The sequence below is a fragment of the Nocardia sp. NPDC088792 genome (assembly GCF_044750615.1).
GTDB lineage: Bacteria > Actinomycetota > Actinomycetes > Mycobacteriales > Mycobacteriaceae > Nocardia.
The window spans coordinates 470120-495688 of record NZ_JBIVKC010000003.1; the positions used below are offsets into that span (position 1 = coordinate 470120).

Annotated in this window: 22 protein-coding genes; 13 read left to right on the forward strand and 9 right to left on the reverse strand. The window is 69.1% G+C overall.

Annotated features, from left to right (window positions below; translation table 11 throughout):
* The first annotated feature begins 372 nt into the window (after window positions 1–372).
* From ACIP5Y_RS19800 to ACIP5Y_RS19835, 8 genes are all read left to right on the forward strand, one after another.
* On the forward strand, window positions 373–1755 hold the full coding sequence (locus ACIP5Y_RS19800) for a hypothetical protein (protein ID WP_400351707.1): 1383 nt from the start codon (window positions 373–375) through the stop codon (window positions 1753–1755).
* Window positions 1756–1903: 148 nt separating this feature from the next.
* Window positions 1904–3709, forward strand: a complete 1806-nt coding sequence (gene fadD11, locus ACIP5Y_RS19805) for a fatty acid--CoA ligase FadD11 (protein ID WP_400351708.1) — start codon at window positions 1904–1906, stop codon at window positions 3707–3709.
* A gap of 158 nt (window positions 3710–3867) precedes the next feature.
* Entirely contained in the window at window positions 3868–4611 is a 744-nt protein-coding gene (locus ACIP5Y_RS19810; RefSeq protein ID WP_400351709.1) for a hypothetical protein, read from the forward strand.
* Entirely contained in the window at window positions 4608–5228 is a 621-nt protein-coding gene (locus ACIP5Y_RS19815) for a hypothetical protein (protein WP_400351710.1), read from the forward strand. Before ACIP5Y_RS19810 ends, ACIP5Y_RS19815 begins: the two co-directional genes overlap by 4 nt.
* 22 nt (window positions 5229–5250) lie before the next feature.
* Window positions 5251–5748, forward strand: coding sequence for a hypothetical protein (locus ACIP5Y_RS19820; RefSeq protein ID WP_400351711.1), 498 nt, complete (start codon window positions 5251–5253; stop codon window positions 5746–5748).
* Window positions 5749–5980: 232 nt separating this feature from the next.
* Window positions 5981–7429, forward strand: a complete 1449-nt coding sequence (locus ACIP5Y_RS19825; RefSeq protein ID WP_400351712.1) for an amidase — start codon at window positions 5981–5983, stop codon at window positions 7427–7429.
* Window positions 7430–7501: 72 nt separating this feature from the next.
* Entirely contained in the window at window positions 7502–8095 is a 594-nt protein-coding gene (locus tag ACIP5Y_RS19830; RefSeq protein ID WP_400351713.1) for a TetR/AcrR family transcriptional regulator, read from the forward strand.
* Window positions 8096–8117: 22 nt separating this feature from the next.
* Window positions 8118–8771 carry an enoyl-CoA hydratase-related protein gene (locus tag ACIP5Y_RS19835; RefSeq protein ID WP_400351714.1) on the forward strand — a complete coding sequence of 218 codons (654 nt, stop codon included), beginning with the start codon at window positions 8118–8120 and terminating at the stop codon, window positions 8769–8771.
* Between the two features lie 134 nt (window positions 8772–8905).
* Here the strand turns inward: ACIP5Y_RS19835 and ACIP5Y_RS19840 are convergent, their stop codons facing one another.
* On the reverse strand, window positions 8906–9541 hold the full coding sequence (locus tag ACIP5Y_RS19840) for a response regulator (protein WP_400351715.1): 636 nt from the start codon (window positions 9539–9541) through the stop codon (window positions 8906–8908).
* On the reverse strand, window positions 9538–10713 hold the full coding sequence (locus ACIP5Y_RS19845) for a sensor histidine kinase (RefSeq protein WP_400353810.1): 1176 nt from the start codon (window positions 10711–10713) through the stop codon (window positions 9538–9540). The genes ACIP5Y_RS19840 and ACIP5Y_RS19845 overlap by 4 nt, the downstream gene beginning before the upstream one ends.
* A gap of 204 nt (window positions 10714–10917) precedes the next feature.
* On the opposite strand from ACIP5Y_RS19845, the gene ACIP5Y_RS19850 reads away from it, so the two are divergent.
* Entirely contained in the window at window positions 10918–12480 is a 1563-nt protein-coding gene (locus ACIP5Y_RS19850; protein WP_400351716.1) for a multicopper oxidase family protein, read from the forward strand.
* A 78-nt stretch (window positions 12481–12558) separates the two neighbouring features.
* Here the strand turns inward: ACIP5Y_RS19850 and ACIP5Y_RS19855 are convergent, their stop codons facing one another.
* The gene (locus ACIP5Y_RS19855; RefSeq protein WP_400351717.1) at window positions 12559–13464 is read right to left on the reverse strand and encodes an alpha/beta fold hydrolase; all 906 of its coding nucleotides are present in this window, start codon (window positions 13462–13464) and stop codon (window positions 12559–12561) included.
* A gap of 488 nt (window positions 13465–13952) precedes the next feature.
* Window positions 13953–16949, reverse strand: a complete 2997-nt coding sequence (locus tag ACIP5Y_RS19860; protein ID WP_400351718.1) for a crotonase/enoyl-CoA hydratase family protein — start codon at window positions 16947–16949, stop codon at window positions 13953–13955.
* A 157-nt stretch (window positions 16950–17106) separates the two neighbouring features.
* Here ACIP5Y_RS19860 and ACIP5Y_RS19865 point away from each other — a divergent pair, with 157 nt between their 5' ends.
* Together ACIP5Y_RS19865 and ACIP5Y_RS19870 are read left to right on the forward strand one after the other, a co-directional pair.
* Window positions 17107–17475 carry an ArsR/SmtB family transcription factor gene (locus ACIP5Y_RS19865; protein WP_400351719.1) on the forward strand — a complete coding sequence of 123 codons (369 nt, stop codon included), beginning with the start codon at window positions 17107–17109 and terminating at the stop codon, window positions 17473–17475.
* Window positions 17472–17954, forward strand: coding sequence for an SRPBCC family protein (locus ACIP5Y_RS19870; protein ID WP_400351720.1), 483 nt, complete (start codon window positions 17472–17474; stop codon window positions 17952–17954). The genes ACIP5Y_RS19865 and ACIP5Y_RS19870 overlap by 4 nt, the downstream gene beginning before the upstream one ends.
* A gap of 254 nt (window positions 17955–18208) precedes the next feature.
* On the opposite strand, the gene mshC is transcribed toward ACIP5Y_RS19870, so the two are convergent.
* From mshC to ACIP5Y_RS19895, 5 genes are all read right to left on the reverse strand, one after another.
* The gene (gene mshC, locus ACIP5Y_RS19875; protein WP_400351721.1) at window positions 18209–19447 is read right to left on the reverse strand and encodes a cysteine--1-D-myo-inosityl 2-amino-2-deoxy-alpha-D-glucopyranoside ligase; all 1239 of its coding nucleotides are present in this window, start codon (window positions 19445–19447) and stop codon (window positions 18209–18211) included.
* A gap of 175 nt (window positions 19448–19622) precedes the next feature.
* On the reverse strand, window positions 19623–20405 hold the full coding sequence (locus ACIP5Y_RS19880; RefSeq protein WP_400351722.1) for an SCO1664 family protein: 783 nt from the start codon (window positions 20403–20405) through the stop codon (window positions 19623–19625).
* A gap of 2 nt (window positions 20406–20407) precedes the next feature.
* Complete coding sequence (locus tag ACIP5Y_RS19885; protein WP_400351723.1) at window positions 20408–21001, reverse strand: DUF3090 domain-containing protein; 594 nt, start codon at window positions 20999–21001, stop codon at window positions 20408–20410.
* A gap of 25 nt (window positions 21002–21026) precedes the next feature.
* Window positions 21027–21761 (reverse strand): histidine phosphatase family protein, encoded by a 735-nt coding sequence (locus ACIP5Y_RS19890; protein ID WP_400351724.1) that lies wholly within the window; start codon window positions 21759–21761, stop codon window positions 21027–21029.
* 16 nt (window positions 21762–21777) lie between these two features.
* Window positions 21778–22713, reverse strand: a complete 936-nt coding sequence (locus ACIP5Y_RS19895) for an undecaprenyl-diphosphate phosphatase (protein ID WP_400351725.1) — start codon at window positions 22711–22713, stop codon at window positions 21778–21780.
* 351 nt (window positions 22714–23064) lie between these two features.
* Between ACIP5Y_RS19895 and ACIP5Y_RS19900 the strand changes: the two genes are divergently transcribed.
* Window positions 23065–24024 carry an aldo/keto reductase gene (locus tag ACIP5Y_RS19900; protein ID WP_400351726.1) on the forward strand — a complete coding sequence of 320 codons (960 nt, stop codon included), beginning with the start codon at window positions 23065–23067 and terminating at the stop codon, window positions 24022–24024.
* An 82-nt stretch (window positions 24025–24106) separates the two neighbouring features.
* The gene (locus ACIP5Y_RS19905) at window positions 24107–25144 is read left to right on the forward strand and encodes a hemin ABC transporter substrate-binding protein (RefSeq protein ID WP_400351727.1); all 1038 of its coding nucleotides are present in this window, start codon (window positions 24107–24109) and stop codon (window positions 25142–25144) included.
* Window positions 25145–25569 lie beyond the last annotated feature (425 nt).

A 25569-nucleotide genomic window follows, 5' to 3' on the forward strand; every position in this document is an offset into this window, starting at 1 on the left:
CGGCCTGGGTGGGAAGATCAAAAAGTGCTGTGCCACAAACGTATTCACGTGTGCGCCGCGCCTCCGGTTCGATGCCCCGCCGGCCTCGGGTCGCCGCGCTGCGCTGCTGCTGTCTTCGGGCGGCAATCACGTGCACCCCTACCGGAATATATTTTCCGTGCACCCCCTGGTTGACCGGAAAATTTCCGAATGGAGCATTCGGCCCGATCGGGGCTCCCGGTACTTTCCCCCGGCACTCCCCTGAGTCTCCGCATACCCGCCGTCAATACGTCACAGTGACGGAATAATGTAAGGGTGGGAAGCGTCATCGGCGAATCAGGTGAACGCTACGAGGTCGACGAAACACCGTTTCGGGACATTGACGGACGATCGGTGACCTACCGGTGCTGGGACAGCCGAGGACGCGAACGGGTATACCGCCGCTACACCGAACCCGTCGGGCACGGCCGCTGGATACGCGGCACCACCGTGCACGGGCGCGCCGCGGTCTGGGCCGAGGAATTGCACGGGCCCGTCGCGGAATCGGCGATCGGCTGGCCCATCGATGTGGTGGCACTGGGCAATTCGGTGGCCGGAATGATCGCACCGGTGGTGCCCGCCGGATTCCGGCTGCGCGACGGGCGCTTCCGGACCCTCGAGGATCTTTGTGCACCCGCACGCAATCCGCCCGATGCGGCGCGGCGGGTCGGCGTGCTCATCCGGGTGTGCGATCTGTTCGTCCTGCTCGAGGCCGCGCAGTTCGGGCACGGGCATGTCGAGCTCGACGAGATCGCCTGGCGTGACGAACCATTGGACGCCTATCTGCTGCGCGCGGACCGATTGCGGCCCTACGGCGCGGGATGTGACGGCGACGGGGATCGGCTCACGCTGGCGGTGCTGATCTATCAGGGACTGTTCCTGGGGCCCGCGGACCGGCAGGGCGTGTACGAGGCGTGGCAGGTGCCGGGCGGGCTGCCGGCGGGGCTGGATATGCGGTTGTGGGTGCTGTTCGATCGGGCGTTCACCGGGGAGAACCGGCCCGGACCGGTGGAATGGCGCGACGGGCTCGCGGCGGTGTATCTCACGCCGGACGGGAGTTCATTTCTGGCGCAACCACTCAGCGTGCTCGATGAGTTCGGTGAGTACTTCCGGGGCACGATCATCGGGCAGGTGGCGGCGGTGCCGCCGTATGTCGCGCCGCGGCCGAGGCGGCGGCGCGGGTGGTCGGTGGGCCGGATCGCGGCGGTGGCGGCGGGGATCATGCTGTTGCTGGCCGTGGCGGTGGGGCTCGGGATGGGTGCGGCGGTGCTGGCCAAGCGATCCGGGCATCAGCCCGCGGCCGGTGATCCGGGAGCCACGACCTCGGTCCGGTTGAACACCGCGGCCGCCACGGTGGTGACGTCCACCGCCGTGACGTCCACGGTGCTGGTCACTTCCACTCCCGTGGTGACGACCTCGGCGGTCGCGGCTGCTCCCCCGGCGCAGGATCGGTATGCGGCGGTGGTGCTGGCCTACTTCGATGCGATCAACCGCCACGATTACGACTCGGCCTGGAATCTGGGTGGCGATGTCATCGAGGGCGGCAATCGGGCGCATTTCCCGCACGAGTTCGACACCCTGTCCCGCGATGCCGTCACCGTGTTTCCGACCGGTGGGCCGACGGTGTACGCGCATCTGGATGCGTATCAACTCGACGGCAGTGTGCAGCATTTCGACGGGTACTACGTGGTGCGGGGTCCGTCGATCGTGCAGTGGAACATCCACCCGTCCAGCTGACCGCTCCCCTGCCGCCTCCGGATCACCCCATGAATACGTCACGGTGACGTATCTCGGTGTGCCTGCTGGTCTACGCAAAAACCCGCGCACCCCACACTGCGGGACTTACTGTCTGGAAAAGCGAGCGGTGAGTGGATCGAGATCTGCGATGAGCGAACAGAATACGTCCTGTGCGGCCTTCCAGCGCGTGGCGGCCATCGACCCCGGCGCCGTCGCGGTGCGATCGATCGGCGGAACCCGGCAACTGACCTGGAGCCAGTACGCGGCACAGGTCCGCGACGTGGCCGCCGGACTGGCCGCCCTTGGCATCGGCCGCGGCGACACCGTCGCCTCCATGATGGCCAACCGGGTCGAGTTCTATCCCCTCGAAGTGGGCGCCCAGCACACCGGCGCCACCTCCTTCACCGTGTACAACACCCTCTCCCCCGAACAACTCCATTACGTGTTCACCAATGCCGGCAATCGGGTCGTGATCTGCGAAGCCCAGTATGTGGACCGCATCCGGGCCTCCGGTGTGCCGATGGAAACCATTGTGTGCGTGGACAATCCGGTACCGGGCACGCTGTCGGTGGCGCAGCTGGTCTCGCTCGGGCGCTCGGACTTCGACTTCGACGCCACCTGGCAGGCCATCACCCCCGACGATATCGTCACCCTCTGCTACACCTCCGGCACCACCGGCAATCCCAAGGGCGTCGAAATCAGCCACGCCAACCTGGGATTCGAATGCCGCACCTATGCCTCGGTCATGCCGGTCGAATTCGGTGACCGCAATGTCTCCTACCTGCCCACCGCGCACATGGCCGACCGGGTCATGAACCTGTACCTGCAGCTCTACTACGGCACCCAGATCACCGTGGTACCCGACCGCGCCGACCTGCCCGCCGCACTGGCCGACGTCCACCCGACCATCTGGGGTGCCGTCCCGCGCGTCTGGGAGAAACTCAAAGCGGCCGTGGAATTCTCCGTCGCCACCGAAACCGATCCGGCCCGCAAGGCCGCATTGACCTGGGCGCTCGAAGCCGCCGGCCGCAAGGCCGCCGCACAACTGGCGGGCGCCCCGCTCGACGACACCCAAGCCGCCGAATGGGCGCGCGCCGATGACCTGGTGCTGTCGAAGCTGCGCGCGAAACTCGGCCTGGATCAACTGAAATGGGCGCTGTCGGGGGCTGCGCCGATCCCGCCGGAAACCCTCGGGTTCTTCTTCGGCCTCGGCATCCCCATCTCCGAAGTCTGGGGCATGTCCGAACTGACCTGTGTGGCCAGCGTCAGCCCGCCCGCGGAAGCCCGCCTGGGCACGGTCGGCAAACTTTTGCCCGGGCTGGAAGCCAAGATCGCCGACGACGGCGAATACCTGGTGCGCGGGCCACTGGTCATGCGCGAATACCGCCAGGAACCGGGCAAGACCGGTGACGCGCTGGACGCCGACGGCTGGCTCTACACCGGCGACATCATCACCGAGGACGCCGACGGCTACCTGCGAGTGGTCGACCGCAAAAAGGAACTCATCATCAACTCCGGCGGCAAGAACATGTCCCCGGCCAATATCGAGAACACCATCAAGGCCGCCACTCCGCTCATCGGCGCGCTCGCCACCATCGGTGACCGCCGCCCCTACAACACCGCCCTCATCGTCATCGACGCCGAATCCGCCGCACCCTACGCCGCCGCCCACAGCCTCGGCGACGACTCGGTCGCCGCGCTGGCCGCACATCCGGAACTGATCGCCGAGATCGCGCGCGGAGTCGCCGTGGGGAACGCGAAACTCTCACGCGTGGAACAGATCAAACGATTCACCATCCTGCCCGCCTTCTGGGAGCCCGGTGGCGACGAGATCACGCTGACCATGAAACTGCGGCGCAAGCCCATCGCGGAGAAGTACGCCAAGGAAATCGACCGCATGTACAGCGCCGAGGTCGAGGACGGCGTACACGAACCCGCCGCCGGCCCGGCCTGACCCACTCGCGGTCGGTCGCGAGGCACCTGCTCGCGGAATCGGATTCACCCGCCTGCTCGCGATCCCGGAAAAGTCCGGTGATCGGTCGATGCCGCGTGCGTATAACTGGTTATCAGCACAGGCGCTGCAGCGCGGCGCGCAGGTGAAAGCGAGACCTGATGACCGAGGAATACTCTGCCCTCCCCGAGGACAGCCCCAACCCTGCTCTCGAACGCCGAGCCGCTGATGCCGAGCTGTTCAAACTGCTGCATACGCAAGGCTTCACGGGACCGGAGTGGGAATGGTTCCAGGCCGAAGTGGCGCGCTATGCCGTCGCGGTACTGCACGCCTGGTTGAGCACCGGGCATATCACGATGCAGCTGCGAGCGCACAAGGTGCGGCTTACGCTGTATCCCAGCGAATTGCGGCGCTTCGCCCTCGAGGACGAGTTCCGTCACGGCGTGGTGGATACCACGGTCGCCCTGGCACTGCACACCTTCCGGTCTCGCTGCCTCGAAGACCGTGGCTGGCGGCCCGATGGTGAGGCCAATCTCAAGACCTACCTCATCAGAGGGTGCCTGTACGCGTTGTACGACGAGATCAGGACTCAGCGCCGCAGTGAAGAACGCTACAACCGGGCCGTGGCAGCAGTGGCACACCACGAATCCGCCCGCCCCGACGAGGACCGCTACAGCCTCGACGACTCGGTCCGCCGCATCACCGGCCACGACCTGCTGCGGCACGAACTACGCAAGCTCGAGCCACGCGACCGCCACATTGTGTGGGGCAGGGCCGCGCGCAAGACATTCCACGAAATCGCCGAATTGTTCGGTGAACCCTCGGCGCGAACCGTCGAACGCCGCTGGGCCCTGCTCCGAAACCAGCACGACTGGATTCGCCGCCTCGACGAGGACGCACGATGACGAACACCCACGACAACGAACGAGGAATGACCGTGAACGACAGTGGTTGCCACGACAGTGACCGTGCAGTACCGGGCGGTGATCGGGCGAACCCGCAGCGCTGCCCCGCACCCCCGCGCATCGCCGCATTGTTCGAGCGCTCCTCCTTCGGCACCGAAGGCGCTCGGGCGGTCCGCGCCAGCGTCCCATCCACCGCCGCGGCACGGCCCTCGCGGCGTGCTCACTACCGCGACGCCGGTATCGACGTCCGCGACCACGCCCGCTACCTCGAGTCGCTGGAGATCACCGACCAGGACATCAGCGGCTCGCGCACACCCGAATTCGCCTTCCGTACCCCCGGCCACGGTGACGTGCGCGAATGGCAACTGAGTTGGTTGCCCGGCCGTCGCCTGACCCGCGCTCAGGCCTTGCACGGCATGGTCCTCGACAACATCATCTGCGATCCGGACCTGTCCGCGGACCCTGAGGCCATCGACTTCGCTTCGGCGGCGGCGGCCGACCTCGACCTGACGCTGGCCGAAGCCTCCCTCGCGATCACCGAAGGAGTACTGCTCCGGCGCGGCAGACTGACTCACCGCGAGCTTGCCGACTGTCGCGGTGCGAGCATCGAACGATGAGTGACAGCAGGGGGGAAACATCATGTCCGAGAACGCTTTCCGGTCGGGTGAACCGGTCGCCACCACACTCTCACCGGCCGTCGCTGACCCTGTCGGTCTCCCGGCACCACCGTGTGTCGTAGTGCAGCGTGTCGTCGTACAGCCGGACCTTGCGGCGCTCGAGACCGTCTCGACCGCGAACGAGCCCTGTCGCGGCATCGGGAACTGCTCCGGTGCAGGCGATACGTCCTGCCCGTCGCGGCCGGTCGACGAACCTCCTCACCAGCCGCGCACCAGCGATTCGGGCGAGCATTCCTGGACCTGGCAGACCATCGTGCTGGTGGCGGGATTGGTGGCCATGAGTTACGGGTTCGCGTTCGGATTGGTCGATTGCCGTGGCACCGCACCCTTGGCCGCCGCCGCGGCGACGTTGCTGCTGGTGTCGGGCATCATCACCTGCGTAGTGCCGGGACGGGCCAGCAGCACCACGCGCCGCATCGTGCGGGCGCTGCTCACCCTGCTGGATGGACGCAACAGGTAGTACGGGGCTTCGGGTAGTTCGGGGATTCGAGGGAAACGTTGAGACATCTATCCCGTTGTGCGCAGCGGCATTTCATGTCCAAAACTCCGGGATTTGCCCGCTGCCGACGCTGTGACCTGGGGTGAACAGTCCTCGACGGCGGAACGAGCGGGCGATTTCGCCGGTGCACGTCGTTGGCGTTGTGCGCATTTGTATTTTATGCCCCCTCCGGCATGCCAATAGCGTCGCATTCATGGATTGGAACTTTCGCTCGGCCGAAGAACTTACGGCCGCCTTGCATGCCGGTGAAGTGACGTCGGTGGAACTGACCGAGGAGGCGATCGATCGAATCGAACGCGAGGACAAGGCGATCAACGCGATCTGTGTGCGCGACTTCGATCGGGCACGCGAGGCCGCGCGGGCGGCGGATCAGGCGCGTGCGCGCGGCGAGGACCGGCCGTTGCTGGGGATTCCGGTGACGGTCAAGGAGTCCTACAACATGGCCGGACTGCCCACCACCTGGGGTATGCCGCCGCATCGGGACTACGTGCCCGCCGAGGACGCGGTGCAGGTGTCGCGGATCAAGGCGGCCGGTGCGGTGGTGCTCGGCAAGACCAATGTGCCGCTGGGGTTGCAGGATATCCAGAGCTTCAACGACATCTACGGCACCACCAACAATCCGTGGAATCACGCGCGCACCTCGGGTGGATCCTCCGGCGGGTCGGCGGCGGCGCTGGCGGCCGGATTCGGTGCTCTGTCCCTCGGCTCCGATATCGCGGGCTCGTTGCGCACTCCCGCGCATTTCTGCGGCGTCTACGCGCACAAGCCGTCGCTCGGGCTGGCCGCGCCGCGTGGCATGGTTCCGCCGCCCGGGCCGGCCCTGCCGGTCGATCTCGATCTCGCCGTGGTCGGCCCGATGGCGCGTACCGCGCGCGATCTCACGCTGCTGCTGGACGTGATGGCCGGACCGGACCCGTTGACGCACGGTGTCGGCTACGACCTGAAATTGCCTGCCGCGCGCCACGATCGGCTCTCCGAGTTCAGCGTGCTCGTTATCGAGGACCATCCGCTCATTCCGAGCGGGGCCGCGGTGCGGGCCGGAGTGAACCGGGTGGCCGATGCGCTCATCGACGGCGGCGCCCGCGTCACCCGGCACAGTCCGCTACTGCCGGATCTGGCCGAGGCCGCCACGCTCTATATGGAGTTGCTGATCTCGAACTCCGTGGCACGTTTTCCCATCGACTCCTACGAAGTGCTGCAGACCCGAGCCGCCGCCCTGAGCGCCGAGGACCGCAGTCTCGACGCTGCACGACTGCGCGCCATGGTGTTCACCCACCGCGACTGGCTCGAGGCGAACAATCGCCGCGAACTGCACCGCCACGGCTGGCGGCAACTGTTCACCGAATTCGATGCCGTGGTCTGCCCGATCACGCCGACTCCCGCGTTCCCGCACGACCACCATCCCGATCCACTCACGCGCCGCATCGACGTCGACGGTGTCGCCTACCCGTACTTCGATCAGCTGGTGTGGGCCGGTGCGGCCACCATGCCGGGCCTGCCCGCCACCGCCATCCCCACGGGCCTGTCCCCCGAGGGCCTGCCGGTGGGGGTGCAGCTCATCGGCCCGATGTTCGAGGACCGCACGCCGCTGCGGCTGGCCGAACTGCTCGAAGAGAAGCTGGGCGGCTTCCGGGCACCGTAGGACGGTCACCGGATCCGGGTGGTGTGACAACCGCCCCTTATAACAGAGCAGTTGCTCTGTTATGGTGAAGGCATGCCGAGGCCACGCCAGTACGATCCCGAAACGGTGCTCGACGCCGCGGAATCACTGGCCGTGGCCGGCGGACCGGCCGCGGTGACCATTCGCGCGGTCGCCGCGGCCACCGGCATGTCCAACGGCGCCATCTACCACACCTTCGCCTCCCGCGCGGAACTGCTGGCGCGCACCTGGATTCGCGCCGCACAACGATTCCTCGCGGTCCAGGACGAACTGAGCGGTGCACACACCGGCGTGGACGCCGTCATCGCCGCCGCCGACGCACCGGTCGAATTCGCGCGGCGCTACCCGCAATCCACCCGGCTGTTCTTCGCCGTGCACAGCACCGACCTGACCACCGCCGAACTGCCGGACTCCGTGTGCGCCGAAGTCGAAGCGCCGCAACGTGAACTGGTGGGCCTGATGAAACGGCTCGCCCTCGACCTGTGGGGGCGACGCGATGCCGCGGCCGTCGACACCCTCACCATCTGCCTGGTCGACTTGCCGACCGCGATCCTGCTCGACCGCGACCGGCTCGCCGACCCCACCGCCCGCGAACAACTGCGCGCCGCCGTGCGCGCCGTGCTCACGGTCGGACCCGCACCGAAATAACCTCTCCCCGAAGGAAACCGCCATGCCCTCGCTCAGCTACCTCGACAAGATCGCCGTCCTCGACCTCGGTGACAATGAGAACCGGTTCAGCCCCGAATTTCTCGAACAGGTCGGCGCGCACCTCGACACCGTCGTCGCCGACGGCGCGCAGGCACTGATCACCACCGCGAGCGGCAAGTTCTACTCCAACGGCCTGGACCTGGACTGGCTGGGCGCCAATGCGGACCAATTCGGATCGTATGTCGGGCAGGTGCAGTCGCTGTTCGCGCGGGTCCTCACCCTGCCGATGCCGACCGCGGCCGCGCTGCCCGGGCACGCCTTCGGCGCGGGGGCCATGCTCGCCATCGCACACGACTTCCGGGTCATGCGCGAGGACCGCGGATACTTCTGCTTCCCCGAGGTCGACATCCACATCCCCTTCAGCGCGGGCATGGCCGCGCTCATCCAGGCCAAGCTCAGCCCGAAGTCGGCGGTCGCCTCCATGACCACCGGACGGCGCTTCGGCGGACCCGACGCCCTCGCCCACGACATCGTCGACGCGATCGCGGCCGCCGACGCGGTCACCGACACCGCCGCCGCACTGCTCACCCCGCTGGGCGCCAAGGACTCCGACACCCTCGGCGCGATCAAGAACACCATGTTCGGCGCCGCCGTCACCGCTCTCGCCACGGTCTGAGCGGCCGGAGCGGTTGGCGGGCGGGCCACACCGATACACCGCAACGGCTCCGGCCGAGCGGTCACGCTGGTAACCGCCTGCGGCCCACGCCGTTTCGGCCCGGGCCGCCCGTGCGGCGCGCAGGTGGCGGTCGTTCAGCGCGCCGAGCCGGCGGCGTACACCGCCAGCCGGACGCGGTTGTCGCAGCCGGTCTTGTCCATCAATGTGGCGATGTGTTTCTTGACCGTCGTCACACCCAGGTGCAAGTGCTCGGCGATCTCCTGATTGCCCCAGCCGTCGGCCACCAGCGCCAGCACCTCACGCTCGCGCGCGGTGAGATCGATTGCGGCAGTATGGTCTTGCCGCCGCGGGGCCGTGACGGCGCGATCGACCAAGCGGCGCAGGAGGGCCGGGGAGAACAGCAACTGCCCGTCCACGCTGCGGTGGATCGCGTCCAGGAGATCCGCGGGCTCGGTGTCCTTCACCAGATATCCGCACGCGCCCGCCGCCAGTGCGGGGAACAGGTGCTCGTCGTCGTCGAAGGTGGTCAGCACCAGCACCTTCGACGACGGGTGCGCCGCCGTGATCTGCCGCGTCGCCTCCACACCGTCCATACCGGGCATGCGCAGATCCATCAGGATCAGATCCGGGCGCAACTCCGCGGCCGCACGCACCGCCGCGACACCATCGGGAGCCTCCCCCACAACTTCCAGACCCGGCGCGGATTCGATCAGCATGCGCAGTCCCGCACGCACCAGACGCTGATCGTCGACCAGCAACACCCGGGTCATCGCGCCACCACCGGCAGCCACGCCTGCAACCGCCAGCCCTGCGGTAGCGGCACCACATCGACTGTGCCGCTGGCGAGTTCGGCACGCTCACGCATACCGATGATGCCCTGACCGGTGAGCAGCGCCTGCCCGGCCGGAGAGGTGGCATGTGCGGGATGGGTGGTCAGGGCGGGCTGGTCGGTGCAGGCGTTGCGCACCTCCAGATCGATCCCGCCGGTAGAGCCGGCCACGGTGATGTGTACCGGTTCGCCGCGATCGGCATGCTTCATCGCATTGGTGAGCGACTCCTGCACCAGCCGCAACAGGGTCAGGCGCCCGATCGCATCCAGCCCGGCCGGGATCTCGCCGATGTGTGCCTCCACCGTGAACCCGGCCTGCCGCACCCGGGACACCGCAGCCTCGATCTCCTCACGCACCGAACCGGTATCCAGCAACGCCACCTCGCCCAGCATCGGATCACGCAGCGCGGCCAGCAGGCGGCGGATATCGGCGAGCGCGCCCGCGGCGGTGGCGGCCACATCGTCGAGGACCTCCCGCACGCGCGGGTCCGGATCGGCCAGCACCGTGCGAGCCACCTTGACCCGCAACACGATCGAGGCCATATGGTGGGCGACCATATCGTGCAGCTCGCGGGCCAGGGCGGTGCGTTCTTCGGCGCGCGTACGGTTCTCGGCATCCGCGGCACGCAGGCGCAGGCTCGCCGTCAGCTCGCGTTGCCCGCGCAGATACAGACCCAGCAGCAGCGGCAAACCCACATAGGCGACCGCCTGCACCACCGTGGCGCCCCGCCACATGCTCGGCTCGTGCCCGCCCCACTGCCCGGCCACCACCGCCACCGCCCACACGGCCGTCGCGAATACCGTCGCCCGGCGATCCCCGCGCATCACCACCACGACCAGCGCCGCCGCCCCCACATACGGGACCAGGCCCGAGGGACCCCACGCCGGAATCACGAACATCGGCAACGCCAGCGCCGAGATCGCCAGCGAGATCGGCAGCGGCCACCGATCACACCACGCGAACAGCGCGCACGCGGCCAGGGCAAGCACCCAGTAAACGATCGGGACCCGGTACTTGCCAGGGAAGGTGCTCACCGCGAGCAGAGCGGGCGTCAGCAGCAGCGGCAGAAAGCGCCCGGCCCGCCACAGCTCTCGCGGCGTACGGAGGTCCATCACGAATCCACCGTAGAGAACCCGAGACTCGTGCGCCGCAGACGGGTCGCGTTAGCAGATCGTTTGCTCACCCGCAAGATGCCCGAGGCCGCGAAACCGGCGCGCGAATGCGGCCGCACGGAGGAACCGCGGGCCTGCGTGTTCGCGAAGGCTGGTCACGACCCCCGCAATCCGGGGACCGCCAGCCATTTCCGAGGAGCCTCAGTGATCTCGAGACGACGACTGCTCGTCGCCGCCGCCACACTGCCGCTGGTCACGGCCGCCGCCGGCTGCGGGCGCACCCCTGCCCGCACCGCCGCCGGCGCCGCGACCACCCGGCCGCTGCCCGTGCCGCCGCTGGCGCCCGCCACCGTCGGCGCCGACGGGGTGCGGCGCTTCAGCCTCACCGCACAGGCCGGGGTCAGTGAGATCGTGCCCGGAAAGTCCACGCCCACTTGGGGATACGACGGCGCCATGCTCGGGCCGACCCTGCGCGCGCACCGCGGCGAGACCGTCGCGGTGCAGGTGCACAACACGCTGCCCGAACCGACCAGCGTGCACTGGCACGGCATGCACGTGCCCGCCGACTGCGACGGCGGACCGCATCAGACCGTCGCGCCCGGCGGAGACTGGCATCCGCAATGGCGTATCGACCAGCCCGCCGCCACCCTCTGGTACCACCCACACCCGCACGGCACCACCGAGAAACACGTCTACCGCGGCCTCGCCGGGCTGTTCCTGCTCGACGACGCCGGCACCGACCGGCTCGACCTGCCCCGCGACTACGGCGTCGACGACATCCCGCTGGTCATCCAGGACCGGCGGCTCACCGCCGACGGGAAACTCGACGAAACCATCACCGGCGATTTCGGGCTGCTCGGCGACACCCTCACCGTCAACGGCATCAGCGGCGCCCACTTCGACGCCACCACCGGACGCGTGCGGTTGCGCATGCTCAACGGCTCGGCCAGCCGGCTGTTCAACCTCGGCTTCGACGACAACCGCCCGTTCGGCCTCCTCGCCACCGACGGCGGACTGCTCGCACAACCGGTGCCGCTCACCAGGATTCAGCTCAGCCCGGGGGAACGGGCCGAGATCGTCGTCGAGCTGCGCGGCGCGGACACCGTCACCCTGCGCGCCTTCCCGGTCGAGCTGCGCGCCGGCATCGACCGGCCCGCCCGCTTCGGCTTCGACGACACCTTCGACGTGCTCGCCGTGCGCGGACCCGCCCGCCCGGCCGCGGCCCCGGCCCTGCCCGCCACCCTCACCGCCATCACGTCACCGGCCGCACCCGATGCCGCCGTGGACCGCACCTTCGACCTGAAATGGTTCATGATCAACGGCAAGAAGATGGACATGAACCGCGTCGACCTGACCATCACCATCGGCGCCACCGAGGTCTGGCAGGTCCGCAACCTCGAGGACTGGCCGCACAACTTCCACGTCCACGACGTCCAATTCCTCATCCGCGGCATCGACGGCCAAGCCCCGCCGCCACAGCTGGCCGGCTGGAAGGACACCGTCTACACCGAACCCGGCCGCACCTACGAACTCGCCATGCACTTCGCCGGCCCCGCCAACCCCACCTACCCGTACATGTACCACTGCCACCTGCTGCACCACGAGGACAAGGGCATGATGGGCCAATTCCTCATCCTCGACCCCGGCCGGCAACCCGACCTCGCCGCCCTCCCCGCCGCGGACATGCCCCCGATGAGCGACATGCCCATGGGAGACGCGCCGATGAACGGCATGGATGGCATGGGACACGGCACGCACGGCCACTGAGATCGAGCGCGGCCCGGCTTCCGGTCGGCAGCCGTGGGAAAAGGTAACGGCCACAGCAGGTATCGAGCCCGGACCGGTCTAACCGGTGTGATCGGTCCCCTCGTGGGCGCGCAGGTGCGGTAGCAGATGTGCGGCCACCGCGTCCGGCCGCTCGGCCTGCAGGAAATGCCCGCAGTCCGCGAGTACCGCGTGCGTGGCCCCCGCACGATGCGACAGCAGCCGGCCCATGTCCACCGACAGACAACCGTCGCGCGCACCCGCCAGCGCCAGGGTCGGCAGATCCGCGGCCGGGGCCATGAGCAGCTGCTGGAACTCGCGCGAGGGCGCCCGCGCGACGGTGAACAGCGAACGGTAGTAGCGCGTCGCCGCCCACCCCAGCTCGGTATCGGTGAAAACCGCTGCTGTGGGCGCGAATTCGAGATCGGTGAACTCCCAGCCCGGCGACCACCGCCGCCACAGCCACCGCACGAACGCCGCATCATGACGTGCCAGCAACCGCGCCGACGCCCGCGCCTGCATGACCGGGATATACGCCGACAACAGCAGCTGCCGCGGCAGATACCGCAAAATCCCCGGCTCGAACCCGCCCCCGAACGACGGAATCGCCAGCAGCGACAGCGAAAGCCACTGCCGCGGCTGCTGTTTGGCCGCCACCATCGCCGCGAACGCACCCCAATCATGCCCGACCAGATGCGTCGGCGGCGCCCCCAACTCCGCATGCCAGGCCGCCACATCCGCGGCCACCGCCATCAGGTCATACCGGGCTCGCCGATCCGCCGACCCCCGCGTATACCCGCGCAACCACGGCGCCAGCACCTGATACCCCGCATCCACCAGCGCCGGAATCACCCCGTCCCACCCGTGCGGCGTATCGGGAAACCCGTGCAACAGCATCACCAGCGGCGCATCCGCCGGCCCGAACCCCCGCGCCGTCAACTCCAGCCCCTCACGGCGCAACGTCAATGTCGACTCGCTGAACCCCATGACCCAACCCTCTCCGGCGATCGAACAACCCGCCCCGCCACGCTAGAACATGTTCCTATTTCCGGCACCCCCTCCGCCCCGATCCACCCCCTCCACCCCCGGTACCGAGATCGACACCTCAGACCGGGCCCCACCCCGAGCACCGAAACCCCGGCCGCCGAGCATCTTCCGATCCCCGAAACCGTCGCTCGCGATCACCCGGGATCACCCCCCACGCCTGCGTATGCGGCGGCCGCAAGCGGATTCCATGGTCGGGGCGCAGAGCCTGGCGGCAACGAGCACCGCCGCAACGAGTACTGCCGCGCCGAGGTCGTGCAGAGCCACAGGGCGGTGCGGGCGGGCGAATCCCGGTGCACCGGAGTCCGTTCCGTCTACCGGCGCCACTGATGATGCACCTGGGTAGTGCAGACGATCGCCGCGGCCGGCGGAGCTGCATGCCGGACTGCCGCGGGCAGATTCGAGCCATGGCTGGTCGGCATGTGTGCCCGCTACACCCCGCGCCACACCGGTGGGCGCTTCTCCACGAAGGCGCGCATACCTTCCGCCGCGTCCTGGGAGGACAGGGCGGCCGCGGCCGCGCGGCCCTGCAGGTCGAAGGCTTCGGTGGTGGACCAGTCCGGGGATCGGTCGATGATCTGCTTGCTGGCGTCGATGCTCAGCGGGGCGTTCACGGCGACGCGTTCGGCCAGGGCGAGGGCGGCTTCGAGGGCCTTGCCGGGTTCGGTCACCTGGTTGATGAGGCCGATCTCGGCGGCGCGGGCGGCGGTGATCGGGTCTCCGGTCAACGCCAGTTCCATGGCCAGGGCGCGGGGTAGTCGCTGGGAGAGGCGTAGCACGCCGCCGCCGACGGCGACCAGGCCGCGTTTGACCTCCGGAATGCCGAATGTCGAATCACTGGCCGCGACGATCAGGTCCGCGGCCAGGGCCAGTTCGCAGCCGCCCGCCAGCGCCGGGCCCTCGACAGCGGCGATGAGGGGTTTGGCCGGTGGGCGGGAGACGATGCCGAGGATGCCGCGTTTCTCGGTGATGGGGACCTCGCCGCGGGCCGCGGCCTTGAGATCCATTCCGGCGCTGAAGTATCCGCCCGCACCGGTGAGGATGGCGATGCGGGCATTCGGGTCCGCCTCGTAGGCGTCGATGGCGCGTTCCAGGCCCAGAGCGGTGGCCAGGTTGATCGCATTGCGGGCCTGCGGACGGTTGATCGTGATGATCATGACGTGGCCGCGGCGCTCGATCAGCACCGGAGCCGGTGGCGGCGCGGGCAATTCGACCCGGTCGGCCGACGATACGGTCAGGCCCTCCTCCGACACCGTCACCGGCAGGCCCAGCAGGTCGTCTTCACCCAGGCGTGCCAGTAGCGCGGAATCGGTGCTGCGCAACAGGACTCGCTCACCCTTGGGTGTCAGCAGGCTCACGATGGCGGCCTCGGGGTCACCGTGGCGGTCATAGGGCAGGGTGTAGGCCTCCACTACCGCCTCGCCGGTGTACTCGGTGCGGGCCGGGCGCGCCGGTGGATGCTCGATCACCGGGGTCAGGTGCCGGAACGCCTGTTTGGGCGGGGTCGCCGAATACACGCCGAGGGCATGCTTGGTCAGATACCAGCCCAGCGACGAAGCCAGGCCGAAGGATTCGGGCTCGGCGCGCAAACGCGGCACCAGGCTCGCCACCGCATGCCCGCCGTAGTTGTTGCCCGGCCCGCCACCGAAGGTCAGCCCGCCCGTCACCGTCAACGGCCGCTTGGGGTCGTCGGAGGGCAGGCCCAGTTCGCGTGCCGCGATCTGCACCGCCACGGGGAAACAGGCATACAGATCCACATGGGTGAGCTCCTCGGCAGTGACCCCGGCATGGCCGAGCACCGCCGCACCGAGCGTGCGGATGGCCGGGGAAGCCGCCAATTCGGTGCGCTCACTGACGAACCACTCATCGGTCCCCGAAGCACCGGAATGGATGAACACCCACTTGTCCTGCGGGATACCCGCCGCCTCCGCGGCCGCCGCACTGCAGAGGATGAGGCCACTGGCCATATCCACGGTCAGGTTGGCGCATTCGAGCTTGGTGTAGGGCGCCGAGATCAGGCGATTGGCCGCACTGGGCGTGGCGATCTCGGCGGGCGTGAACTCCTGCGGCTGCCAGGCATACGGATTCCCCGCCGCCACCGCCGAGAACCGCGACCACAACTCGGCCACCGCCTGCGCATGCTCGGCCGGCGTGCGCCCGAGCCGCTGCCGATTCGCGGACTCCAGCAGCGCATACATATTGATCGGCGCCAGCAACCCGGCCGTGGTCTCCGCCGCATTGTTCGCCGGCTTGTCGATCCCCACCGTGCGCGTCGGGTGCACCGCCGGATCCTGCACCGGCCACGACAATTCGATCCCCGCCCGCTGCGCCGCCGCCTGCGTCGCACCCGCTTCGGCCCCGGTCACCAGCACCACGTCGTACTCGCCCGCCGCGATCGCCGCCGCCGCCTCGTTCACCACCAATTGCCCGCCGTCCCCACCGAAGGGACTCGACTGCACCGTCTCCGCACTCAGCGCCCCGACCGCCCCCGCCACCAGCGCCCCGAGATCGCGGTACTGCCACGACGTCGGCGCCACCGCGAACACGGCATCCGCCGCCGCGAGCAACCGCGTACCCGCCCCGGATTCACTCGCATCGGCCGCGGCCCGGCGCAGGGCACGCACCGCCAGTGTCGACGGATCCACGTAGGCCGGATCGGGTGTGCGATCGACAACTTGGCCCACCCCCACCAGGACCGGGGTATTGGGTGCAATGACGACGCCGGAAGCCTTGTGCCGCACCGCCTTACGAGGTGCGCGGCCGGCGGGACCGGAGGCGGCGGTGGACAGGGCGGCCGGGAGGGCGGACAGGGAATCGCGCAGGGCCTCACCGAGGCTGCGGGCCACCGTCGCGCCGAGGGGGCCTTCGATCGGCTGGCCGGCCAGGCCCGCATCCAGATACACCGTGGATCCGGAACCGCTCGGGGCTACCGAGATCCACAGACCCAGCGACAGGCCCTGCGGGCCCGCGCCATGCAGTTCGAGGCCGGTGCCGGTCACCGCGGCGACCGTCCAGGCCAGATCCGCGGGGATACCCATGAACTTGGCCACCTGCACGTATTGCAGGCCGGGTTCGGCCTGGGCGGGCGGGTCGCCGCGCCAGCCGCCGTGGAAGGTGACCCACTCCGGGATGTGGTGCAGCGCAGTCAGATATGCCAGCGTGGCGGCCGGATCGGCCGCGACGGGCTGCTGGGCGTGCGCGGTGCGGGTGAACTCGGCGAGCCCGGCCGGAGGCTGATGTTCGCCCAGGTCGGCGGGCGGTTCGGGGTGCGGTGCGCGGCCGGTCAAGCCGGCCACCAGCTCACGGGCGATCCGCGGGTCGCGCCGTATCGCGCCGAGCAGCTCGCCGCCGGCCCGCACCTGCTTGCGCAGCGCGCGGCCCTGATCGAAAACCGCACGGAACCTATCGGATCCGGGTACCTCGGTCACCGTCACACCTCCTCGTCGAGCGTTCGAGGCCCACCGTAGCGCGCGGCTGCCGCTCGCCGGAATGGCCGAACGGACTTCGCACCCCCGGCAATTCGGCCGAATACAGCAACCACGCCTCTCTTCCGCCCGACATTGCGTAAGCGTAGGCTTACGGTTCGTGGAGACTTACCAAAGCACCGCGCTGGATGCCCTCGGGGATCCGACCCGGCGAGCCATCTTCGAACGTCTCGGCCGCGGACCCGCCGCCGTCGGGCAACTCGCCGGCGAACTACCCGTCTCCCGACCGGCCGTCTCCCAGCATCTGAAGGTGCTCAAACAGGCCGGACTGGTCCGCGACGAGGCCGTCGGCACCCGCCGCGTCTACCGCCTCGACCCGGCCGGCATCGACGCACTGCGCATGTACTTCACCCACTTCTGGTCGACCGCGCTGTCGGCGTTTCGCGAGGAAGTGAACCGACAGGCCCGCACGGGCCACACCGAGGAACCAGCACCCGAACCCGCCGGAAAGGCAGAGCAGCAGCCATGACCCAGCAACTCGACAAGAACACCGTCCGCGTCGAACTCACCGTCGACGCGGACGCCGACACCGCCTACCGCGTCTTCACCACCGGCATGGACAGCTGGTGGCCGCGTGACCACCACATCGGCGCCGGCCCGCTCGCCGAAGCCGTCGTCGAACCCCGCGTCGGCGGCCGCCTGCTCGGCCGCGAAGCCGACGGCACCGAATGCGCCTGGGGCACCGTCCTGGTCTGGTCGCCCCCGGCCCATTTCGCCTTCACCTGGGACATCACCCTGCAATGGCAACCCGAAACCGACACCACCCGCTCCAGCCGCGTCGACGTCACCTTCACCCCTGTCGACGCCACCCACACCACCGTCACCCTCGTGCACTCCGGCCTCGAAAACCACGGCCCCGGCTGGCAATCCATGCTCGACGCCGTCGCATCCCCCGACGGCTGGCCCTCCCTCGCCGACACCTACGCCAAGGCCGTCGCCGTCGCCTGACCCCGAGCTCCACTGCGCCCCAAGACATCCGGGCCCCACAGCATCCGGGCCCGACCCACAGACCGGCATGCTCCGCCGCGACGGAACACGCAGAGAGGGGCGCGCGCCAATGGCACCCGGTAGCCGCGACGCGGTGCCCGGGCGCGCCGCGGAGCAGGTCCGTGGCCCCGTCGAGGATCACCTCGCGCTCGCGGCAGCACAACGCCGACGCCGCGGACCCATGAGGGATCCGCGGCGTCGGCGTCGAGCGTGGACTACAGCCGGATGCCCAGCAAGGCGTCCACGGCGTCCTTGATCAGGCCCGGGGCACTGCCGTCCGGGCCGCCGTAGGCCAGGGACTGCTCGGCCCAGCTGTCCACGGCGGCAATGGCTTTCGGGGTGTCCAGGTCATCGGCCAGATGCTGGCGCAGGCGGGCCACGGTGTCCTCGGCCGCCGGTGCGGACGACAGCGCCACCGCGGCGCGCCAGCGGTCCAGCCGCGAGAGCGCCTCGGCCAGTACCTGATCCGACCATTCGCGGTCGGCGCGGTAATGCCCCGCGAACAGGCCCAGCCGGATCGCGGCCGGATCGGTGCCGGACCGGCGCAGCGTGGAGACGAACACCAGATTGCCGCGCGACTTGGACATCTTCTCACCGTCCAGGCCGATCAGCCCGGCGTGCACATAGTGGCGGGCGAAACGACGCCCCTTCACCAAGGCTTCGGCGTGCGCCGCGGAGTACTCGTGATGCGGGTAGATCAGGTCGCTGCCGCCGCCCTGCACATCGAATTCGGTGCCGATGCGGTTCAAAGCGATTGCGGCACACTCGACATGCCAGCCGGGCCGGCCCGCACCGAACGGCGCCGGCCACGACGGCTCATCCGGGCGCTCGGCCCGCCACAGCAGCGCATCGATCGGATCGCGCTTGCCCGGACGGTCCGGATCGCCGCCGCGCTCGGCGAAGAGCCGATCCATGGTGGCCCGGTCATAACCGGACTCGTAGCCGAACTGCTCGGTGGCGTCGTGCCGGAAGTAGATGTCCGGGTACTGCGGATCGTCCACCACATACGCCGCGCCGGAGGCCAGCAGCTTGTCGACCAGATCCACCACTTCCTGCACCGACTCGATGGCGCCGATGTAGTCGCGCGGCGGAATCACCCGCAGCGCCGCCATATCCTCGCGGAACAGCTCGATCTCACGGGTGCCCAGATCGCGCCAGTCGATGCCGTCACGCGCTGCCCGCGCGAACAGCGGGTCGTCGACATCGGTGGTGTTCTGCACGTAGTGCACCTCGTGCCCGCCGTCGCGCCAGATCCGGTTCACCAGATCGAAGGCCAGGTAGGTGGCGGCATGACCGAGATGGGTCGCGTCATAGGGCGTGATGCCGCAGACGTACATGGTGGCGTTCTTCCCCGGGGTCACCGGGCGCACCTGCTTGTCGGCGGTGTCGAACAAGCGCAACGCTGGTCCGGATCCGGGGACGGTCGGGACAGCGATATCGGACCAGGACTGCATGGTTATGAGGGTAATCGGATGAGGAATGCGCGCATTGTTCACCCCGGTGCGCTTGTGCGATGCGACACTCTCCACCCCGGTGCCGACCTGCACTTTAGTACCTCACCGGCGACGGTCAATGGTTGAAATCATGATGCTGGCAACGACTTCGGCACGACCGCGGGCAGCGATGGCGTCAGAACGCCGGCCAGGGGATCGGCCGCTGCGAACCGGGCAGCGGCAACACCGGATTCTCCAGCAGCGCCCGCCCGCGCGCCTCCAGGGCGTCGATCTCCGCGTCGGTGAGGTGTTCGGCCAGCCGCTCACCCAGTTCACCGGGCAGTGCCTTCACCAAAGCCGTGATGTCGGTGAGCAATTCACCGTCGACGGCTTCACCGGCCCACCCCCACAACACCGTGCGCAGTTTCGGTTCGGTGTGCAGGCAGATCCCGTGATCCACCCCGTACACCCGCCCGTCCTGTCCGGCCAGGGCGTGCCCGCCCTTACGGTCGGCATTGTTGATCAGCACATCCAGCACCGCCATGCGATACAGCTGCGGATCCTCGGAATGGATCAGCGACACCGGATGACCCGCCGGATCCAGCGCCCGCAGCACCTCCCGGAACCCGTCGGGCACCTGCCCGGCCGGGCACAGATCCACCGGATCCGGGCCCTCACCGTCCTCCACGACGTCGATCCAGCGTTGCACCATGCCCGCACCCAGCGGGCCCTCACGCAGGATCGTCTCCGGAATCACGCCCCAGCCCAACGCATCCGACACCAGATACGAGGCCACCTCACGCCCGGCGAGCGTGCCGTCGGGGAAATCCCACAGCGGCCGCTCCCCGCGGACCGGCTTATACACCACCCGCAGCTCTGTGCCGTCCTCGAGCGGGGCCTCGCACACCAGCGTCACATTCGATGCGGTGGTGACCTGCCCGATCACCGTCAGCTCGGCGGTGCGTAGCAAGTCGTTCACTGCTATTCCTCGTCGTCTTCGATACTCGTGGCGCCGAAGATATCGCCGCGCTTGTAACCGTTGGTGCGAACACACATGTGGCCCTTGGCCGACAGCGGTTCCCCGCACAACGGGCACGGCGGACGGCCCGCCGCGATCACCCGTGCCGAGCGTAAGGCGAACTCGCGCGCCTGCACCGGGGTCAGGAACACCCGGACCGCGTCGGGCCCCTCCTCGGTGTCGTCGAGTACCACCGATTCGTCCACCTCGGTCTCGGTGATGGCCAGTAATTCCACCACCACCGCATTCGCGTCGGCATCCCAGCCCAAACCCATGGTCCCGACCCGGAATTCGGCGTCGATCGGCGTCATCAGCGGCGCGGTGTCGGCCACATCCGACGGTTGCGGCGGCACCGGTGTGCCGAAACGCCGCGAGACCTCGTCCAGCAGCAGACCCATCCGATCGGCCAGCACCTTGACCTGCTGCTTCTCCAGCAGCACGCTGATCACCCGCGGCTCCTGCACGGCCTGCAGGTAGAAGGAGCGGTCGCCCGGCTCGCCGACGGTGCCGGCGATGAAACGATCGGGGGTGCGGAAAATATGGATTGCTCGGCCCATGGCACCTCCTGAAAGTTCGTTCACACTAAGAATCGGGGTGTTCCGTTACCCCATTATCCGTACTTGCGGTCATACCCGTTTCGCCGCCGGGGACCGGCCCGGATCTGGATTCGCCGCCGGTGCGCGGCGAAATCGCCGCCAACCCGGACAGATCGGTGCCCGTGTCGTTCACCCGCCACACGTAGGGGGCCGTCGCGGTGTAGCGGACCACGCTGATCGAGGCCGGCTCCACCACGATGCGCTGGAAGCCGTCGAGGTGGATGCCGAACGCGTCGGCCAGAATCGACTTGATGACATCCCCGTGCGTGCACGCCACCCACAACACATCCCCGCCGTGTTTCATGGCGAACTCGCGGTCGTGTTCGCGGATAGCTGAAACCGCGCGAAACTGTACCTGCGCCAAGCCTTCTCCGGAAGGGAACACCGCACCCGAGGCGTGGCGTTGCACCACCTTCCACAGCGGCTCGGTCACCAGGTCCGCCAGCGCCTTGCCCGTCCAGTCGCCGTAATCGACCTCGAGCAGGCGTTCGTCGGGTTCGGCTTCCAGGTTCAAGGCGTCCGCGAGCGGGGCGACGGTGCGCTGGCAGCGCAGCAGTGGCGAGCACACGATGCGCTCGATGGGCAGCGAGCCGAGTCGCCGCGCAATGGCCTGCGCCTGTTCGCGACCGCGGTCGGTCAGATCGACGCCCGCGCTGCGGCCGGCCAGGGTGTGGGCAGTGTTCGACGTCGAGACGCCGTGCCGCAACAGGATCACCGTCACCGGAACAGCCTACTGGCTAGGTCGCGGAGACGACGCCGGTCGCCAGCAGAGCCATCACCAGCACCCCGAGCACGATGCGATAGCCGACGAACCAGTCCAGCGAATGCCGGGTCACGAACTTCAGCAGCCACGCCACCGACGCATACCCCACCGCGAACGACACCAGGGTCGCCACCGCGATCTGCGCACCCGACGCATTCAGGCCCTCACCAGCGGGTTCGAACGCATCCGGGAGCGAGAACAGGCCCGAGGCGACCACCGCCGGAATCGCGAGCAGGAACGAAAACCGCACGGCCGCCGCACGAGTCAGCCCGCAGAACAGGCCCGCCGAACTCGTCGCCCCCGAACGCGACACGCCCGGGATGAGTGCCAGGCACTGCGCCAGACCCATCAGCAGCCCGTCGCGGGTGGTCAACTCTTCGATGGGGCGGCGCTTGGCGCCGAAGTACTCCGCGGCCGCGATCACCAACGCGAACACGATCAACATCGTCGACACCAGCCACAGATTCCGTGCGCCCGTACGGATCTGGTCCTTCAACAGGAATCCGATCACCCCGATCGGGACGGTGGCAATGATCACATACCAGCCGATACGATAGTCCAACTCGCGCTGCGTGTCCGGGTTCGGGCCGTACTCGATGCCGCCGTCGCCGGTGTAGACCGGCAGTTGCGTGGTCGCCATCTCGTGCACCGGGACCGGTTGGCGCGCGGGCGCGCTCACCTTGTGCCACATCGTCGTGCACCAGGCCACGAGGATGCGCCGGATATCCCTCGCGAAGTAGACGAGCACCGCCGCCTCGGTGCCCAGCTGGGTCACCGCGGTGAACGACGCGCCCGCATCGTCGCCGAAGAACACCGCCGACACGATGCGCATATGCGCCGACGACGAAATCGGCAGAAACTCCGTCAAGCCCTGCACCAGACCCAGAATCAGGGCCTGCCCCCACGTCATCGCCTCGCCCACACGCCCTCCGGTCCCGAATCGTCCACTGCCCGAGCGTGATCCGCACACGCCCGCGATCGGCGGCGCGCCCACTCGCCCGCGCAGCGCCGCAACACGGCAGCGACCCTACCCGGCCCATGTCCGAATTCGGACATGCACGGCCGGGATCCGCGACCCGCAGACGCCTCTGCGCAGGCCGCGGCCCACACTCCGGCGCGCCGCAGGACCGGCCCGCCGGTCCCCGTGCGCGCCAGCACGGTTCGTTCCGCGGGGCGGTCGCGTGTGTCGCCGGTGGCGTAGCCGAGCAGATGCGACCCGTGCGCTTAGGCTGACGCGTGTGACGAAAGTGCAAGCGCGGTGATGGAACAGCGAACCGTGGGACGTAGTGGGCTGCGCGTCTCGAGACTCGGCCTGGCCACCCACACCTGGGGCAGGGAAACCGACGCCGAGGACGCGGCCGCCCAGCTGATGGCCTTCGCCGAGGCCGGTGGAACCCTCGTCGACACCTCCCCCGCCTACGGAGACGGTGCCGCGCAACGCATCCTCGGCGACCTGGTCCGTGAACTCGGACGCGAGGACCTCGTGCTCAGCGGCAGCGCCGGGCACACCCCGGTCCGTGTCGACGCCGCCACCCCGCACCCGGTGCCCACCCGCTGGATCGTCGACGCGTCGCGGCGCACCATGATGCGCCAGCTCGACCAGACCCTCGCCCTGCTCGGCACCGACCACCTCGATCTGTGGACCGTGTCCGCCTGGGACCCGCACACCCCTCTGGAAGAGATCACCGACACTCTGCAGTGGGCCGTGCGCACCGGGCGCGTCCGCTACGCCGGCGCTCGCGGCTACGACGGCTGGCAGCTGGCCACCCTCGCCGCCGCCGCACCCCTGACCGCCGCGCAAACCCAGTACTCGCTGCTCGCGCGCGGTGTGGAACATGAATTCGTGCCCGCCGCACAGCATCACGGCATCGGCATCATCGCCACCGCACCCCTGGCCGGGGGCATCCTCACCGGCAAATACCGTGACGGCGTCCCCGCCGACTCGCGCGGCGCCGACGAGGCCACCGCCGCCGAGATCACCGCCCGCCTCGACGACCGCGCGGTCCGCGTCGTCGATGCCGTGGTCACCGCCGCCGACGGGCTGGGCACCTCACCGCTCGCGGTGGCCCTGGCCTGGATCCGCGATCAGCCCGGCGTGGCCAGCATGCTGGTCGGGGCCCGCGATATCGGCCAGCTCACCGGCATCCTCGCCGCCGAAACCCTGGAACTGCCCCGCGCCATCGCCGCCGCCCTCGGCGACGTCAGTGCCCGCACCGAATGAGGGCCGCATCCGGCCGGAAGGCATGATCGGGGTGTCCGCACCGCTTGCTCCGGTCGACAGGCCGGAGGCTAGCCTTACCTGCATGAGGTGTTCCGTGAGTGCCCGATCGGCCGTGCTGTTCCGCGCCCTGCTCGTCCTGCTGGGAATCGCGCTGGTCGCCGGCACCACCGCGTGCGGCACCACCACCTCGAGCGCGCCCGGTCAGCAGGGGCCCGCGACCGCGTCCATCGGCGACCCCAACCCGGTGCCCATCGGACCGGATCCGACCCCGGTGCTGCCGGTCACGGTGAAGAACTACGACGGCAGCGATGTCACCGTCACCGACGCGAGCCGCATCATCGCGGCCGACCGGGACGGGACGCTCGTGCAGACCGTCATCGCGCTCGGCATGGGCTCGAAACTGGTGGGCCGCTCCACGAATGCGCCGTCGACCGTCAGCGGCCTGCCCGTCGTCAGCTCCGGATCCGGCCAGCTGAGCGTGGAAGCCATTGCGGCGCTGCGGCCCTCGGTGTTCCTCACCGATACCACCAGCGCCACCCCGGTCATGCGTGATCAGCTCGAGGCGCTGGGCATCACCGTGGTCTACATGGATCCGAATCGCACGATGGACGGTGTCGGCCCGCAGATCCAGGCCGTCGCGGCCGCGCTCGGCGTGCCCGAGGCCGGACAGAAACTGGCCCAGCGCACCCGCGACGAGATCTCCGCCGCCACCGCCTCGGTGCCAAAGCAGGACAAGCCGCTGCGCATCGCGTTCCTCTACCTGCGCTCCACCGCCATCACCATGATCGCCGGTAAGGGCTCGGGCGCGGACGCGCTGATCGGGGCCATCGGTGGCGTCGACGCGGGCACCGCCTCGGGTATCAACGAACCGTTCGTCCCCATCACCAGTGAAGCCCTCATCGCCGCCGCCCCCGACGTCATCCTCGTCATGACCGACGGTCTGGCCTCGGTCGGGGGCGTGGACGGGCTGACCAAGATCCCCGGTATCGCCCAGACCCCGGCCGGTAAGAACAAGCGCGTCGTCGACATGGCCGACAATGTCGTGCTCAGCTTCGGCCCCAACACCGGCCGCGTCGTCGGCGCCCTCGCCAAGGCCGTCTACGGCGACCACACCGCATGAGCCCCACCCACCCCGGCTCGGATCAGCAGCACCCCGCACCGCCAGACCAGGACTCGGATCTACCCTCGAATCCGATTGCCGCTGCCCCCGATTCATCGGCGGCGGGGCGGGAAGCGCGCGTCGACCAGGTGCCCGCAGCGGGGCAGGTCGCCACGCAGCGAACCCGCCCCGGAGCCGCGGGCCCGGACACCACCGCGCAGCGCACCGAACCCGCTGCCACGGCCCCGGATGGCACTGCGGCGCATGCCAACTCGCACGACGTGCAATCCACGGCTGCCGGTAGCAGTGAACAACCGCGTAGCGTCCCGGGCGACAGCGCGTCCTCGGTCGCGGGCGACCACACATTGTCGGTTGCGGGCGACCACACATCGTCGGTCGCGGGCGACCACACATCGTCGGTCGCGGGCGAGCGTGCATCGTCGGTC